Source organism: Tepidisphaeraceae bacterium (assembly GCA_035998445.1).
In the GTDB taxonomy this organism is placed as follows: Bacteria; Planctomycetota; Phycisphaerae; order Tepidisphaerales; family Tepidisphaeraceae; genus DASYHQ01.
Genome location: DASYHQ010000008.1, coordinates 18,069 through 34,943 on the forward strand (window position 1 = coordinate 18,069; position 16,875 = coordinate 34,943).

Below are 16,875 nucleotides of genomic sequence, written 5' to 3' on the forward strand. Positions count from 1 at the left end.
CATGGCACCGCTGGGCTGTCATTGGTCCCTGCCCCGCACGCGGGCCGCATCTGGCTTCTGCTTGACGACCGTGAGGGCGGTGCCGCTAGCCTCCGTCGAGGACGTGCGGGTTTCGACGACGTGTCCGGCGGCGGTTTAACGTGGTCGTAACCCATGCAAAACGTGCGCGGTAGTTGGCGAACCCCGCGTCTGTGCCGAGCGGCTTCGGGATAGGTTCGGCACGACAAAACCGACGCACTATGCTTGTACGAATTTTCGTGAGGATACAACGCCGCGCGGGTATCATCATTCCTCGCTGTCCGACGTCCGATTGGCGGCGTTTGCGAATCCCGTATACGAACGGCAACCTTGGGTGGATCGCTGACTTCATAAGCTTCGGGTGATTTCCGGGACAACGGCGAGATATGAATTCGGAAGCATGTCAACGATTGATCAAGCTCCGTCGAAATCACCCGGCGTGGCTATTGTTGGCTTCTCACAATGGCCCACTGATTCTCGTCAGCCTGCAGTCACTCATCGATGCCCTTCCCAACGGAATTGATTTCGAAGCCGCAGTCGAGCACCTCGGTGGTTTGTTCGCCGACAACTCGAATGACGACAACTTTGACATCGGAGACGATCATGCCATGGCCGCCAGGCGGGAGTTGCGGCAGTGGCTGAAGCGCGGGTTGATTGTCGAACGCGAAGGCCAGCTGCTAGCCACCGACGCCTTGCAGCGGTCGTTCTACTTCCTGAACTCGTTGCAAGATCAGCCGATGACCTCGACCGCCTCGCGCCTGGCAACGGTGCAGCGAGAAATCGAGAATCTGGAGGCTCAGTTGAGCCACAGCCAGAGCAGTCGCGAAGAGTCGCTGAAGCAGCGCATCGCGACGATGCAGGATGAACTCGCAGCCGTGCAGTCCGGTGACTTTGAAGTGCTGACTGGCCCACAGGCGGCAGAAGGCATCCGCGAAGTGTATCAACTGGCGATCAGTCTGCGGGCCGATTTCCGCCGGGTGGAAGACTCGTATCGTGAAGCAGACAAAGCATTAAGGCAGCGAGTCATCAGCGAAAAGCGACACCGCGGGGAAATCGTCGATGATCTTCTGAACGGACACGACGCACTGATCAAAACTGGGGAAGGCCAGGTGTTCGAGGGCTTCTATCAGCAGCTGGTGAAGTCTGTCGAACTCGAGCAAATGAAACAGCGTTTACGCTTGATTCTGGAAAACGAGAATACGGATACAGCACTGGAACGGACACAGAAGGCCGACCTGCGATCGCTGGTGCCACGCCTGGTGCAGGAATCGCAGCGTGTCATTCAGGCCAGGGCTCGAAGCGAGCGTGATGTGCGCAGTTTCCTTAAATCGGGACTCGCGGACGAAGAGATTCGCGTAGGTGCGGTCCTGCAGGAATTGTTTCAAGTGGCGCTACGTGTGGACTGGCAGTCCGCCGGTGTGCGGCGCGCACCCGGGCCACTTCCACCCGTTGCCATCGCGGTGTCGAATCTACCGTTGGTGGAGAGACTGCTGTTCAAAGAAGTGAGTGACGGCGAATCCGACGATCTCGATCTGACCATTTCCCCTGCTGATCCGGCACAAATGGACGAGGAGTTCTGGCGAGCCTATCGCGCGTTGAATCGCACGCAGCTGTTTGACGCGACCATCGAAAAACTTCGGATAAGCGCCCAGCCGCTGACCATCGGCGCACTGGCAGCGACGCTTCCACCAACTCACGATCTGGAAACACTGGCGTACTGGCTGGCAATGGCCCGCGAAGCGGGTATCGCCGTCGAAAACAACACTGAGGTCATTCACCTGTTCGATGAAGGTGAAGGCTGGACGCGGTTCTTTGTACCGACGGTGGAACTGACCTTCGTAGCGGTGCATAAGCTGGCGCCGGGGAGCCTCGAATGAGTGATGAAGCCGACCCTAGCCCATTAGCGACAAGCGAGCAGGTTGAGGGACCCAAATTTGAATCCGAAGCGTACTCTGCAGCGAAGTCTGTCGCGGCGGATGCAGTGCCGTCGGAGGTAAAAGCCGTCACCCAGGAGTTGCTCCGGTATGGGTATATTGAGGAAGCAGCCAATCCCAAATTGTTTCAGACAGCTACGATCCACGAACGGGATGTCCGTCAAGCGTTGATGCCATTGGATCTGGCCGTTCGGCTCGATGCGCATCGCGGCATCGCGCTGCTGGTGGTCGCGACCGCCGTGTCTGAATCTTCAGGAAGTGTTGAGGCATGGTCGCATCCCCTGGTAAGGCGACAGCGCCTTACGCTCGAACAATCGTTGCTTGTGGCGATTTTGCGACAGACGTTCTTGATTCACGAGCAGGAGTCGGGCGTCGGGCATTCCGCGGCGAAGATTGCCGTCGATGACGTATCATCTCAATTTCTGACCTATTTTGACGATTCGGGAAGCGATGCCCGCAACCGAAGTCGGCTGTTGAATCTACTGGACCAGTTGAAGGTTCATGGCGTCGTTTCCGAGGTAGACAGCAATATGGAATTGACGATTCGTCCCATCATCGCGCATCTCGCGAACGCCGAGCCGCTTTCATCATTGCTTCGAGTGCTGAAAGAAAAGGCCAGCAAACCCGAGCAGCCAGAACCGGAGCACGGATGAGCAATCAACAGGGGCTATTTGGTGCAGATACCGCAAATTCCGACGGCAATGAAAGGCAACCGTCGTTTCGATTGTACCAGCTGGAAGTCTTCAACTGGGGACCGTTCAGGGGTTTGCACCGAGCCGAGTTTGACAATGGTGGCACCGCAATCATCGGTCCCACGGGCAGCGGGAAGACTACGTTGGTTGACGCGTTGATGACACTCCTTGTTGTATCACCCCGATACAACCTCGCATCGACCGGTGGACATGAAAGTGACCGCACCCTGATCTCGTACGTCCGCGGCGTGTTGGGCGGCGACGGGTCCGACGGGCGCGAGGAAGTCGCCCGCCCGGGCAAGACGATCACCGGTATATGCGCAACGTATCGATCTGGGCCGGACGTTCTCCGGCTGGCTGCCCTGTTATGGACGGACGGTTCAGGCAATACCGCAGAAGATCTCAAGAAGCGGTGGATCTTTTCACAGGCAGACGACCAGACGCTCGATAAGTGGCTGACATTGCTGCATGACGACGGTCTTCGAGATCTGATGCGCGCGGGGCGTGAAACGCCAAAGCTCCGGATTTTCGACAACAAGAAAGCGTACCTTGCACACGCCCGCAAATTCTTCGATGTCGGAGAAAACGCCTTCACGCTGCTTAATCGCGCCGCTGGACTGAAGCAGCTGAATAGCATTGACGAAATCTTTCGAGATTTGGTGCTGGATGATCGAAACGCGTTTGAGCGCGCGATCGAAGTGGCGGGTGAATTCGACAACCTGGCTGGTATCCACACCGAACTCGAGACAGCCCGACGCCAACGGGATTCATTGCTCCCGATCGCGGAGGAACATCGAAAGTTGGGAAAGTCGCGTGTCAAACTATCCACTCTCGAATCATTGAAGCGGATCATCCCGGTCTTTTATGCGATTGCAGGCGAGCGACTTTGGAATCAACTTCTGAAAGAAATCGTCGCGGACACGGAAGATGCCCAATCGCGGCTCGATGTCGCACGAGGAAACGAGAAAGACTGTCAGAGTCGCGTCGAGACTTTTCGAGAGCGGTACCTCGAGCTTGGCGGCAATGTGATCGCTGAATTGCAGAGGACGATTAAAGCCCAGGAGGAACGCGTCAACGAGCGCAAGAAACATGCGAACGATTACCAGCGAATGACAGTAAGCCTCGGGCTCGATCAGGACCTAAGCGAAGCGGCGTTGACGCGGAATCAGGCAGTGCTGGACCTCAAACGCCAGAAGTCGGTTCAGCAACGCGATTCGAAGCACACGGAAACGCTGACGGTAATGTCGCAAAAGCTCGTCGCTGAAACCAAAGTCGGCGAGATCGAAGCGTCTTTACGGAAGGTTCAAGAGCGGCCCGGATCGAATATTCCGCCGCAGTATCAGGATTTCCGCAGCGAACTTTCACGCCAGCTTGGAACGCAGGAGACCGCTCTTCCCTTCCTGGCCGAACTCATCGAAGTGAGGCCTGAGGAGAATGTGTGGCGCGGCGCGATCGAGCGTGCCATCGGGTCAGAACGGCTACGAGTTCTCGTACCAGAAGACCGGCTTCAGGCCGCGCTGCACTGGGTTAATAGTCGAGACAATCGGCTACACGTAAGACTTCAACGCTCAAATATCCAAGATCAACCGCGGGAAGTTTTCCGCGACAGCTTCATTCACAAACTCAACTTTAAGCAGCACCAGCTCCTCCCGACGGCAAAGTTGCTACTGGCGAACCGCGATCTTCATTGCGTCGAATCGGCGGATATGCTTCAGAATGTTGAACATGGGTTAACCGTCGAAGGCGCGATATCGGGTAGCCGCGGCAAGTTTGAGAAGCAGGATCAGCGCCGCCTTAACGAAGGTTGGGCGACCGGATTTAACAATAAAGATCAACTTGAAGCCTTGGCACACGAGTTGGGTTTCTTGCGTAAGCGCGCCGCTCAATTTGAATGCGAGTCAAAGACGCGTCGTCGCGAACTGGACAACCTGAACGCCCAGCTCGCCATGATCGATCACCTTTTAGCGATTGATTTCAGGACGATCGATCTGCCCGGAGCTGAGGCTGAATTAGCTCGATCGAACGAACGACTTACGTCGCTTTTGCATCCGGAATCCGACGCCAGTCAGGCTAAAGCTAGCTATGACTTGGAGCAGAAAACGTTAGAGGGGATTCAGGGCGACATCAGAAAGTGCGACAGCAACCTCGCAGTTCTAAACCATAAGTACACCGAGGCAAACGCAGAGCGCGATGGATGTGTAAAGCGTCGAGCTAGCGGACTCACGCTGGAAGAGTCGGCGTTGGCGGAAAAGGAACTGACAATCCGGTCAACCATCGACGCGAAAGCACTCAACGATGCAGAACGCGATGCCGCCCGTACGGTGGAGAACGATCTGAATGAACAGCAACGAAGAGTCGCCGAGCATGAAAAGCGACTAGTCCGACTCATGGGCGAAGCGAAGCACGTCGATACTGGTGCGCTCGCTGATAGCGGGTCGGATCTGGTTGACGTTAACGACTATCTGGGTCGGCTTCGCGTCCTGAACGAAGAAGCCTTACCGGAGAAACTTAGTCGGTTCATTGAATACCTGAATCGGTCATCCGACCAAGGTGTCACGCAACTGCTGGCAGGAATTACCGAAGAAGTTGACGCAATCGAACAGCGCATCGGCGAGCTGAACCAGACGTTGGCTAGAGTCGACTTCCGGTTGGGCCGCTACCTTCAACTGCAGCCCCAGCGCATTAAGCATGAACGTCTGCGGTCACTCGAAAACGTCTTACGGGAACTCCGAAGCGCTGCTCTGAAGGACGATGAGGGCAGTAGTCACTATAAGGCGCTTCGCGAAGTCGTCGCCATTCTTCGTGATGCCGGACAGAACAGCCGCCAGCAAGGTTCCCGGGCGCTTCTGGACCCTAGATATCGTCTGCAATTCTTCGTCGTCGAAGTAGACCGACACACCGGAGATCGGTCACCGCCTCGCACCGGTTCGCAAAGTGGCAGCGGTGGCGAAAAGGAACTGATGGCCAGCCACATATTGACTGCGTCACTGAGCTACGCGCTCTGCCCCGCCGAGTCTAATTGCCCGCTTTATGCTACGGTTATTCTCGACGAAGCCTTCTCAAAAAGTTCGCCGTCGGCGGCTGGGCGGATTATTGAGGCCCTGAGAATCTTCCAACTGCATCCTGTCTTCGTCACGCCGAACAAGGAAATCGGTCTGTTAAAACAGCACACGCGACGAGTCATCTGTGTTCAAAGGCCCAAGAAGGAGGCCACCCTCGTCTCAATCTCTTGGGAGATGCTAGAAGCAATGGTAAATGCGTAACGACCACTGTGTGTCCCGCGGCGCGGCGTCTGCCGAATCAGTGTTCCGCCCGTGCATGCTGTTACAGTGCTCAAAGCCAACGGGCTGAACGAAATTATCTCGGCGAAGCGATGAAATCACCCGCTGAACTCAAAGCAAGTCTGCGTCGCCAATGGAGCGCCTCCGCGGTGCGAGAAGCTTGCCTGCTTGGCGGCGCCGACGCGTGGCCGATCGTCACACAGATTGGTCGACCTAAGCCGAAGGAAGTCGCGAGCGACTTCGATGCGGTTAAACGTCATGTTGAAGAATGGCGTCGTGTGAAGATCGGCGAAGTGATCTGGGGATCGACCAGCTACCGAGCCACATCAGGCCCCGTCGAAATTCCGCTTAACTGGAATATTCGGCAGCCTTCGGAATGGATCGCGGCTTGTGACGACCGCTCCGTTCGGGAAGAGTTCGAATCGATGTCCACATTTTGTGAGCACGCGGAAGCGTGCTTTCATCGTCTCCTAATTGGCAGGCCGTCATTGTGGCGCGAGAAGCCGGTGGATGAAGTGCTGCAAGCCGCTCGCCTTGCAGCGGCATTGCAGCCGCTGTGCGCAGACAACAAGCCGCTGCGCGCCTTGTCATTAGAGGGGATCGACACAAAGTTTTTCGAGCGCAATTCGCGTCTGATCACTGCCCTGCTTGATGAGCGATTCGATGGCGAAGTTAGCCGTATCGGACTCGAGTCATTTCTTGGCGCGATCTCGGATCAGGATCATTGGCTTCTGGTGATCGATCTCGATGGCTCACTACTTCCGTTTCACAAGCAACGTGTTCGCAGTTCCGAATTGAAAGACTCGCCTCTCCCCGGCCGACGGCTTTTGGTTGTCGAGAACGAAAGCTGTCAACACCACTTGGTAAACGTCCCCGAGACCATTGCCGTCCTCGGCGCGGGATTCGACTTGGAATGGCTCAAAGGGCACTGGTTGCAATCCAAGCAAGTAGGCTACTGGGGCGACATCGACACATGGGGACTCCAGTTCCTGGCAACGGCTCGGCAGAGCGTGCCGCACGTTGTTGCACTCATGATGACCTCTGAGATCTACGAGCAAAATTCGGAAGGATCGGTTCCCGAACCAGTTGTTGCCGGAAGGGTTGCTCCGACGGGACTTACCGATATCGAACAATCACTCTACGAGCGGATCCTTAACGAACGTCGGGGCCGATTGGAGCAGGAGTTTTTACCCACTACCGTCGTACGCGATGCCGTTCAACGCTGGTGGAATTACTAGCGCGTTGGCGCCACAAGCCGACCAGCAGAGCAGCCTGCGTGTCGACATCTGGTGCAATCGTGGACGCCGGAGCGTTCCCCGGAGGAAGCGGCGATTCCCCTCACGGGACCACTGCCCAGTGGACAAGCCGACACCTGCCGCTTCTCCCGGCACTACGCAGGCACCGCGGCGCGGAGGCGGTCTTTCCTTCGACATGCGCGTGGGTGCGCTACGTGTGGCGAACCCACGGCCCCGTCGTAAGCGTCCAATCGAACACCGCTCCGGTGCGGGCTCATCCCTCCTTGAGCTTTATCTGACCGCAGGATGGCCGACGCGTGCGGACGACGACCGATGCAGTAGTCCTAGACGCCACATTCTAAAGCGAAATCATCTCGGTTGAACCGTAGACGAACTCTGTCCGATTGATCGAGATTTTTTCCTTCGCCAGACTGATCGTGCCGAGTTTCTTTGTTGTCGAAGCGACGGTGCAGATTGAGATTGATGACCGGTCCCATTCACCTGGCTTACTAGCTCCGCGTGCAATGATCCGTCGGAAGAACTGCGACGGCATTCGGTTCCCACGGTCGCCTTCATTGATCTGCGCGGGATCAAGATGGTGGGATTCCGCTGGGGTTTCATACCTACGGCGAATGGACGCGATCCACTCGTCGTCTGGCAACATTTCGCGAAACCGTCGCAGCGCACGCCTTTCGCCCACCTGCAATGACGAAACCAGCAGGCGACACGCATCCCGTGTCATCCGCCTTGGCTCTCATGATTGTCGCAATGGCCAAGGCCCAGCACGTTCCTACCTACCGCGCAGTGCCGACGCTCTTGAGGAAGCTTCGCGAGGACGCAGCGCTCTCCCAACGAGAGCTCGGCACGAAGCTGAAGAGACCGCAGAGTTGGATCTACAACTGCGAAACGGCGAACCGTCGGGTAGATATTACCGAGTTCGTCGCCTGGTGCCGTGCCTGCGCCGTCGACCCCCTCGCCGCGATGTCGGACCTACTTAAAAGCGGCAACTGAAACGCTGCCTGCGGATTGAACCACGTACACCAGCGCCGTCGCTCCATACGGCTACCGTCGAGCGCGACGCAGTGCTACCCCTGTACTCGACCGGTGTGCAATTCCGTCTGGCGGAAGGGTGTTTCTCGATTGCCTCGCGACCGCTAGCGGTACACGCAACGGGTGCCAAGTGGGGCCGTGGCAGACCTTCTATAATGATCACGTAACGCGGATAGTTGCGTCGAGTGCCGGCGTTCGAAATTAGTTACGTCCTAGGACGCTGCGTCGGCCGCTTGTTCTTCTCGGGCGGGACGTCGAACGTTCCTGCCCGCTGCAGTTCCGAGTACATCTTCTTCTGCAGCGTGTGAAAACGTTCGAACGCCCTGCTCTTGCTGTAGCTCTTGGCGAGCACGCTATGACGGGCGTGGGAGAGCATCACCTGCCCCATCTCGTCCCCATCGTTTCGTACCATCCAGTCGGCGCTGAACTTCCGCAGGTACTTGAAGGACAGCGCCTCGGGCACCTCGGCCTTCTCGCGTAGGTCATTCCACGATTGCTTGACGGCGTCCGAGAGCAGCCTACCGTCGCGGAACGTCAAGAGGGCGCTCCCGTCTCGCGTGCGGAACGCGAGCGGATCATGGGTGCGGCAAGCGAACGCATTACGCAGCAGGGCGACCAGCTCCGGCGGCAACCAAAACTCGCCCCGCACCTTCGTCTTGTGCCGGACGTGGATCAGCGTCGCGGCGTCGAGGTCGAAATCGCCCTGCGCCATCACCGCCAGCTCCTGCTGCGTCGCGCCGGTGAACAGTGCCATCAGCATGAGCGTGCGTTGGTGCGGTGTACCGTGGCGGTAAAGCTTTACGAGCATGGACACTTCGAATTGCTCAATCGTGCCGGCGCTTCGAAGCTCGGTCTGCGTCATCAGGTCCGCAACGCGCACCTTGAAACACTTCGCCAGCTTCCGCGGCGCGGTCCACCCGCCGTATTCGACGTCATCGAGCCACGTGAAGAACAGCCGCAGGTAGGTGAGGATGTTCTTGACGCCGGCGGGCGTGAGCGGAGCGCCGTCGCGCAGGTTCTTCGGGCGGCCCTTATAATGGTTCGCGAGCGAATCGATCCACAGGTAATCGACCGTGGCGAGCGCACAATCGCTGCGTACGGCCTTGAGGTTCACTTCGACGACCTGGGTGGCCCGCTCCCGATGGCGATCGCTCATCCGACGCGTCTTCAGGTGGGCGACGTACGCGGCGATCGCCGCGTACAGGGTGGAGGGTCGTGGCGGGGGCACCACAGCACTGCTTGCGTGCGGCGGTGCGACAAACGGAGCGACAACGGGGAAGTCGGGAATTGGTGGCAGACCGGCGACCGGCGGACGGCTGCTTAACCGATTGATCGAACCACCCACCTTGGCCGCGATCTTGCGCGTGCGGTCGTCTTCGACTTCGATCAAAAGCGACAGCAGTCGCGCGTGCTCGTCCGTCCAGATTCCACCGGCCGGAGAGACGAACCGCTTGAACGTCTCGTTGTGGACGTTGGCTAACCAGATCGCGCGCGCCTGGTTGTGACCGAGCCAGAATCGCTTTGGCGCCAAGGTGCCATTTGGCTTGGCATACTTGCCGATGTCCTTGCTGTACCCCTGCCGCCCACGGAACGTGATCTTGACCGGCGGCGCCGATGCGGACAGATCGCGAACGGCATCGAGCAGCCCCGGGAAGTTAGCGTCGAAGAATTCCTTGTCCATCACCCCATTGTAGGGCCAGTTTTCGAATTGATCGGATACAAGATCGGATACACCAACGAAAAACGCCTCTTTTCAGAGGCGTCGTTCGATCGTTAAGTTATTGACTTACAAGGAAATGCAGCCGGGAGGATTCGAACCTCCAACCCCCTGATCCGTAGTCAGGAGCTCTATCCAATTGAGCTACGGCTGCGTGCCGGTCGGCCGCTTTCGCGGACGGGTGGGAGAGTGTGCGGAGTTGCATCGCATCTGTCAAGTTGAACGCATCTCCTGCGCGCAGGTTCGTGACCGGACGGGTGGTCGGGTAAGATCGGCCACGGGAGGCCTTGGGTGAAAGTGACGTTGAAAGAACTTGCTGAACGCATCGGCGCCGAGCTCATCGGTGACCCGGCGGTTCAGGTGGAATCGGTTGGCTCGATCGACGATGGCCGGCCGGGGCAGGTCGCGTTCCTGTCCAACCCACGCTACGCGAAACACTTGGAAACGACCACGGCGTCGGCGGTGATCGTCAAGCCGCAGGTGGTCAGCGACCACGTGCCGCTTTTGCGGATGAACGAGCCGTATTACGGTTACTCGTTGGCGGCCACGCTGCTGCACGGGTTCCGGCAGCATCCGCACGCGGGGGTGCATCCAAGAGCGGTCGTCGAAACGACTGCGACGGTTGGCGAAGGGTCGATCCTGTACGCCGGCGTTTACGTCGGGCCGAACGCGCGTGTGGGCCACGATTGCGTGCTGCATGCGAATGTGGTCGTGTACGACGGCTGCGTGATCGGCAACCGCGTGGTCGTGCATGCCAACACCACGATCGGGGCCGACGGGTTTGGCTTCGCGACGTACAAGGGCGTGCATCATAAAATCCCACAGGTGGGGAACGTGGTGATCGAGGACGACGTAGAAATAGGAGCCAACTGCGCGATCGACCGCGCCGCCATGGGCAGCACGACCGTTGGTGCCGGAAGCAAGCTCGACAAGCACGTGGCAATCGGTCATGGCGCGAAGATCGGCCAGCACGCGCTGCTGGTCGCGCAGACCGGCATCGCCGGCAGCACGACCATCGGCAACCACGTGACGATCGCCGGTCAGGCCGGCATCGGTGGGCACCTGCAAATCGGTGACAACGTGACGGTGGCGGCGCGGTCGATGGTCATCAACGACGTGCCCGACCAGACCGCGGTCATGGGCGTGCCGGCATTGCCTATCGCACAGGCCCGGCGGGTGTACGTCGTCTGGCAAAACCTGCCGGAACTGCTCGACCGCGTGCGGCAGCTGGAACAACAGGTCAACGAACTGGCACACACTGAAGGCCGCCGCGACGACGTGGGGTTTCAGCCGTGATGCCTCCGCCGTGGCATGGGCGTCTCGCCCATGCTCGTCAGCAGAACAAGAGACTTTATCAGATCAGTTGCTTCGTCCGCGCAGCTGATCAAAATTCGAACTTCATCAACTTCCCGCATGCATGGGCAAAATGCCCATGCCACGAAAAGAGACGCAGTACCCATGGCCCTGGCAGCATTATCCAATATCGAGAAAACCTTCGGCGAGCGCGTGATCTTCAAGGACCTGAACCTCATCGTCGACCGCGGTGAACGTCTGGGCCTGATCGGCGACAACGGGGCAGGCAAGTCGACCATCTTCAAGATGCTCACCGGGCAGTTGAAGCCCGACGTCGGCAGCGTCGCGATCAACAAGGGCACGAAGGTCGGCCACCTCACGCAGGACCCCCACTTCGACCACGAGAACACCGTGATGGACGAGGCCGAACTGGCCTTTGCCGAACTCCATCGCCTGGCGCACCTGCTGCGCGATCTCGAGCACAAGATGGCCGAGGTGGAAGGGGACGAACTCGACGCCGTGCTGGAGAAGTACACGCAGGTGCAAGGCGACTTCGACCTGGCCGGTGGGTACGCGTGGCAGCACAAGCTCGAGGCCACGCTGCAGGGCGTCGGCCTGCAGAAGGACACCTGGGAACAAAGCGTCGCCACGCTCAGCGGCGGTCAGAAGTCGCGGCTGGCGCTGGCGAAGATCCTGATCGCCGAGCCCGATCTGCTGCTGCTGGACGAACCGACGAACCACCTGGACCTGGCCGCCATCGAGTGGCTGGAAAACTACCTGCTGCAGTACGACGGCGCCGCGATCATCATCAGCCACGATCGCTACCTGCTCGACCGCCTTGCCACCCGTATCGCGTGGCTCACGCGCTCGCAGATCAACAGCTACCCCGGCAGCTACAGCGCCTTCGAAGTCCAGCGGGAGCTGCACGAGAAGTCGCAGCAGCGCGCCTACGAGAAGCAGCAGGCCGACATCGACAAGCAGGACGAGTTCGTCCGCCGATTCAAGGCTGGCCAGCGTGCCCGGCAGGCGAAGGGTCGCGAGAAGCGGTTGAACGCCCTGCTGTCGTCCGACCGCATGATCGACGCCGTCACGAAGTCGGCCCACATCCACGTCAGCATCCAGACCGACCAGCGGGCCGGCGACCGCGTGCTGGCGGTGAAGGAACTATCCAAGGGGTTCGAGAACAACAAGAAGCTCTGGGACAACCTGAAGTTCGAGGTCAAGCGCGGCGAGCGGATCGGCATCATTGGCCCCAACGGCGCCGGCAAGTCCACGCTGCTGAAGGTCCTGCTGGCCGAGATGGACGCTGACGGTGGTGAGATCAAGTGGGGCTCGAACCTGAACGTCGGCTACTACGATCAGACGCTCGGCAACTTCGACCCCGAACTGACCATCTTCGAAGAGGTGCAGGAGGAGAGCGGCGCCAAGGACAACGAGGTGCGCAGCGTCCTGGGCACCCTGCTCTTCACCGGCGACGATCACTTCAAGCAGATCAAGCTGCTTAGCGGTGGCGAGCGTGCCCGCGTGCGACTTGCGGAACTGCTGCTGGAGAAGCCCAACGTCCTCGTACTGGACGAACCGACGAACCATCTCGACATCGCCTCGTGCGGCGCGCTGGAAAAGACGCTGAAGGAATTCAACGGCACGATCATCTGCGTCAGCCACGACCGGTACTTCCTGGATCACGCGGTCGATCGGTTGTTCGTGATCAACCCGCCGGACATGGAGGACTTCGACGGCAACTACACCAAGTGGGCCGCCGCCGAGCGCGCCAAGGCCCAGGCCGCCAAGGAAGCGAAGGCCGTGAAGGACAAGGCTCAGGCCAAGAGCCAACCCAAAGCCGCCCCGAAGCCCGTTACGCCCCCACCACAGCAGAAGCCGGCTACGAAGAAGGCCGACAACCCCTACATGCGGCCGTTCGGCAAGCTGTCGATGAAGGACTTGGAAAAGCAGATCGCCGACACGGAGATCGCGCTCGGCCAGCACCAGCAACAACTCGCCGACGTCGCCACCTTCAAGGACGCCGCTAAGGGGAAGCGCGTGCAGAACGAGTACGCGGAGTTGGAGAAGAAGCTGAAGGCGCTGGAAGAAGAGTACTACGCGCGGGAGACGTAGCGATTGGGAACACGAAGAAGTGACGCCACACACGGCCAACATCGCACGCTGGTACCAGCCGGACGGTGCCTTCGTCGTCGTTGATCAACCAGTCTGCGAGCTCGAGACGGACAATGCCTCGGCCGATGTTCCGGCATCGGCCACCGGGATCCTCCGGCATTTGGCGCAGGTTGGGGATGCTGTCACCTTGACCAGACCGTTCATGCGCATCGATCCTGTCATCGGCAATAGTTAAACTGTATCCGCTTCTGTAGGACAGGCATTCCTGCCTGTCTCTCCCCCCGTATTCTGTGGCACAGGCATTCTTGCCTGTGCCTCCTTTTTCTTCGCTTCCGGTGGGACGGACATTCTTGTCTGTCTCTATTTGCGCTTCCGTCGAAGAGAAAGAGACGCGAAGACGCGAAGGCGCGAAGCGATCGCGAAGGGCATTCCATAAACCGATACCGCGGCGGCGATTTGGGTAAGCCGAAACGCGATTTCATGCACCATTGTGCAACATTGGCTGGTCGCGACGGGGGCACCGGTGTCCGCGTTGCCTGCTATTCGGTTGTCAAAGAACACGCTATCCATTTCTACGCTAGCGCTGCGCGATTCAGATCGGTTCGGCGCAACGCCCGGGGAAATCCTTCGCGTCTTCCTTCGCGACCTTCGCGCCTTCGCGTCTGTTCTCCTTCAATCAGAGCGCAAGGAGAGACAGACAAGAATGTCCGTCCCACCAAATGCAAAAGACAGAAGAGAGACAGGCAGGAATGCCTATGCCACAGAAGAGCGAATACGGGGGGAGAGTAAGACGGGGGAAGAGACAGGCAGGAATGCCTGTCCTACAGAAGAGTTGTGCTATCGGGTTTAGCGGCCGATCAGGCGCATCAGGCGGTAGGCCCAGACAACCTTTTCGACGTGGAAGCGGTGCACCGCGCGTCGCCAGGGGCTTGGGGTGTAGCGTTTCATGACGGCGTGCTGTTCGTCGAACTGGGCGCGGTTCAATTGGCCGCTCTTGCTCGTGGCGTGGTGGCGGAAATTCGCGAGCAGGTCGTCGATGACCAGCGGCGGAGACACCGTGGCCATGCGCAGCCACAGGTCGTAATCCATCGTGTAGTACAGCGACAAGTCGAGCGGCCCCACGCGCTCGCCGAACGCGCGCCGCCAGAAGACGGCGGGCTGGGGGATGATGTTTTCCGTCAGCAGTTGCGACAGCGAATACCGCTCCAGTCGCCGTCGCTTGTAGTTCACCACGCCTTGTCGCATCCGCGTGCCGTCGAGCGAGATCACCTCGTACCGCCCGACTAGCCATTGCGCGTCAGGATGATTCGCGAACGCGCCCGCGACGGCGGCCAATGCGCCGGGAACGTACAGATCATCGCAGTTCAGCCACGCCACGACGTCACCATCCGCGGCGGCCAAGCCTTTGTTGATCGCATCGGACTGGCCCTTATCCCGCTCGCTGGTGAACGTCATGCGCAGGTCGTTTAGTGATGACAACCACTCGACGGTGCCGTCGGTGCTGCCGCCATCAACAACGATCCACTGGAGATCGAAATCGCCCGCCTGCGACAGGATCGACTCGGCCGTCTGGCGCAACAGTGGCAGGCCGCTCAACGTTGGCGTGACGATGCTGATCTTCACCGTACCGCCCCACCGGCGGCCGGTGGCGAGGCAGCCTCGGTCGCCGGTGCTTCGGGTGACGGTAGCGCGCGTGCCGGGTTCTTCCACTGAATCGGGTGCAGCACCCAGCCGGTCGTTTCGGGGTCGCCAACCGTGGCGATTGGGGGGGCCAGTTGAAGTTGCGTGCTGTTCAACCAGGGCGCGACCGTCTCGTCGGCCGGGTTCAGCACGTAGGCGCGGTCGACGTCGGCCAGTAACTGCAGCGACGGCGCGTCGATCAAGCCAACGCCGGTCACGTTGCGCTCGCTGTAGAAGGTGAGGATGCGCTCCGTCTTGTACGGCGACACGATCCACGCGTTGTCCGGCAATCGGTCGTGCAGCACCCGCCCGATCTCCGGCCAATGGACGTACCGCCCATCGCGATACTTCACCAGGAACGGCCGTTGATGCTGATCGTAAATCCAGCGGACGATCTTGGCGAAGTTCGTGCCCGACCCCAGCAGGAACAGCGCCACGAACGCGATGCGCCCCCAGTTGCCCGGCAGACGCTTCTCGACGTACACCAGAAACCGCCACCAGCCGTAGACCGTGAGCGGCAGCACGGGCAGGAAGTATCGGTCAAGCGGCAGCACGGCCAGCATCATCAGCACCATGAACAGGTACAGCAGGCCCCAGATGAAGCGATAGCGGAACAGCGACAGCCCGATGCCGATCGCGACGATGCTGCCGATCACGTTGAAGCTGAAGCGAACGCCACCGATAGTGAAGAAGCCCAGGTCCAGCCCGAACATCGCCTCTGACGCCGCCGGGTCGAACAGGCCGGGCAGGTTGACGGTCAGCATTCGGTTCAGGAACTCATCGGTGCGATCGCGCGCGACTTCCAGCAGCGCTTGTTCGTATTGGCCGAAGGTCGAGGTGCTTTGCACGCGGCGCGGGTCGAGTCGGAGGAAGCCGATCATGATGGCCGCCACCAGCACGATGCCCGCCAGCGCCCAGCGGGCACGGCCCATGAACATCAGGCGCACCGTCGCGAAGAACGCCGCCCCCACCAGCGCCCACATCGTCGGGCGCATCACCACCGCCAGCGCCAATCCCGCCAGCAGCAACAACCAGTCGTGCCAGCGCGGGCCGGCGCGCCGCGGCGCATCGACATCGTCATCAGCGCGTGCCCGGCTGTGATAGACGATGGCCTCGAAGCCGCACAGGAACGCCAGCACGCCGAGGAGGAACGGCATGTCCGACCGCAGCTCAAAGCTGTAGCGGTAGAACATCCGGCTGACCGCCAGCCCCAGCGTGATGAAGACCGCGGTCGGCCGGCCTGCGTGCAGCAGGAACAGGCGGTAGCACAGCGCCAGGCAGGCCAGCCCGGTCAGCAGCATGATCACGTGCCCCACCACGATCGCGTGCTGCGGCGCCACCGTGTACACGCCCGCCCACAGCCAGGGTAGCCCCGGGTAGGCAAGGTGGTGCGGCTCGCCGTGGTAGGTGTAGCCGTTGCCCTCGGCGAGGTTACGCCCGATGGAAAGGTACAGCGCCGCGTCCGGCTCCGGCCGCCACTGGCCGTTGAAGCCCATCAGGTAGAGCAGCAGGATCGCGATGAAGATCGGCTTACGATATGCGTCGGCCAACGACAGCAACCGATCGGACCATGCGACGCGCGGGGAAAGCTCAGGAGAGATTGTCGTGGCCATCAATTTCGATCCGCTCGTTCGTCACTGCCAGAACCCGCGAGTATAGAGCGGGACCGACGCCCGGCAACTCTGTGGTGGGATCGGGAGGGTCGCCGCACGGGAAGATTGACCGGTTCGCGTGCGGCAACGGCAGAAGTGGGAACCGTGGAGACGCGGAGAGCGCGGAGACAGAGGGAGAAGAGGAAAGGCACTTGTCCGCTCGTTCCGATCGTGGTGCTTACGCAATACGGCCGCAAGTCATCATCTT

At 59.9% G+C, this 16,875-nt stretch carries 12 protein-coding genes and 1 tRNA gene; 8 read left to right on the top strand and 5 right to left on the bottom strand.

Annotated elements, in window-relative coordinates:
* Positions 1-428: 428 nt before the first annotated feature.
* The 4 genes from VGN72_01755 to VGN72_01770 all read left to right on the top strand — a co-directional run bounded on the left by VGN72_01755 (position 429) and on the right by VGN72_01770 (position 7,163).
* On the top strand, positions 429-1,895 hold the full coding sequence (locus VGN72_01755; protein ID HEV7298060.1) for a DUF3375 family protein: 1,467 nt from the start codon (positions 429-431) through the stop codon (positions 1,893-1,895).
* Positions 1,892-2,605: a DUF4194 domain-containing protein gene (locus VGN72_01760; protein HEV7298061.1), complete on the top strand. Its 714-nt coding sequence runs from the start codon at positions 1,892-1,894 to the stop codon at positions 2,603-2,605. Before VGN72_01755 ends, VGN72_01760 begins: the two co-directional genes overlap by 4 nt.
* A complete protein-coding gene (locus VGN72_01765; GenBank protein ID HEV7298062.1) occupies positions 2,602-5,907 on the top strand; it encodes an ATP-binding protein in 3,306 nt (1,101 codons plus the stop codon). Before VGN72_01760 ends, VGN72_01765 begins: the two co-directional genes overlap by 4 nt.
* Before the next feature lie 110 nt (positions 5,908-6,017).
* Entirely contained in the window at positions 6,018-7,163 is a 1,146-nt protein-coding gene (locus VGN72_01770) for a Wadjet anti-phage system protein JetD domain-containing protein (protein HEV7298063.1), read from the top strand.
* A 355-nt stretch (positions 7,164-7,518) separates the two neighbouring features.
* Here VGN72_01770 and VGN72_01775 read toward each other — a convergent pair whose 3' ends face one another.
* Entirely contained in the window at positions 7,519-7,824 is a 306-nt protein-coding gene (locus VGN72_01775; protein ID HEV7298064.1) for a hypothetical protein, read from the bottom strand.
* Positions 7,825-7,928: 104 nt separating this feature from the next.
* On the opposite strand from VGN72_01775, the gene VGN72_01780 reads away from it, so the two are divergent.
* On the top strand, positions 7,929-8,171 hold the full coding sequence (locus VGN72_01780; GenBank protein HEV7298065.1) for a helix-turn-helix transcriptional regulator: 243 nt from the start codon (positions 7,929-7,931) through the stop codon (positions 8,169-8,171).
* A 244-nt stretch (positions 8,172-8,415) separates the two neighbouring features.
* Here VGN72_01780 and VGN72_01785 read toward each other — a convergent pair whose 3' ends face one another.
* Both VGN72_01785 and VGN72_01790 read right to left on the bottom strand, forming a co-directional pair.
* On the bottom strand, positions 8,416-9,891 hold the full coding sequence (locus VGN72_01785) for a hypothetical protein (protein HEV7298066.1): 1,476 nt from the start codon (positions 9,889-9,891) through the stop codon (positions 8,416-8,418).
* Positions 9,892-10,007: 116 nt separating this feature from the next.
* Positions 10,008-10,081, bottom strand: a tRNA-Arg gene (locus VGN72_01790).
* 149 nt (positions 10,082-10,230) lie between these two features.
* On the opposite strand from VGN72_01790, the gene lpxD reads away from it, so the two are divergent.
* From lpxD to VGN72_01805, 3 genes are all read left to right on the top strand, one after another.
* Positions 10,231-11,223 carry a UDP-3-O-(3-hydroxymyristoyl)glucosamine N-acyltransferase gene (lpxD, locus tag VGN72_01795; GenBank protein HEV7298067.1) on the top strand — a complete coding sequence of 331 codons (993 nt, stop codon included), beginning with the start codon at positions 10,231-10,233 and terminating at the stop codon, positions 11,221-11,223.
* 162 nt (positions 11,224-11,385) lie between these two features.
* Positions 11,386-13,335, top strand: a complete 1,950-nt coding sequence (locus VGN72_01800; protein HEV7298068.1) for an ABC-F family ATP-binding cassette domain-containing protein — start codon at positions 11,386-11,388, stop codon at positions 13,333-13,335.
* A 19-nt stretch (positions 13,336-13,354) separates the two neighbouring features.
* Positions 13,355-13,570 carry a lipoyl domain-containing protein gene (locus VGN72_01805; GenBank protein ID HEV7298069.1) on the top strand — a complete coding sequence of 72 codons (216 nt, stop codon included), beginning with the start codon at positions 13,355-13,357 and terminating at the stop codon, positions 13,568-13,570.
* 611 nt (positions 13,571-14,181) lie between these two features.
* Here VGN72_01805 and VGN72_01810 read toward each other — a convergent pair.
* Positions 14,182-14,958: a glycosyltransferase family 2 protein gene (locus VGN72_01810; protein HEV7298070.1), complete on the bottom strand. Its 777-nt coding sequence runs from the start codon at positions 14,956-14,958 to the stop codon at positions 14,182-14,184.
* Positions 14,955-16,628 carry a hypothetical protein gene (locus VGN72_01815; protein HEV7298071.1) on the bottom strand — a complete coding sequence of 558 codons (1,674 nt, stop codon included), beginning with the start codon at positions 16,626-16,628 and terminating at the stop codon, positions 14,955-14,957. Before VGN72_01815 ends, VGN72_01810 begins: the two co-directional genes overlap by 4 nt.
* Positions 16,629-16,875: the final 247 nt, after the last annotated feature.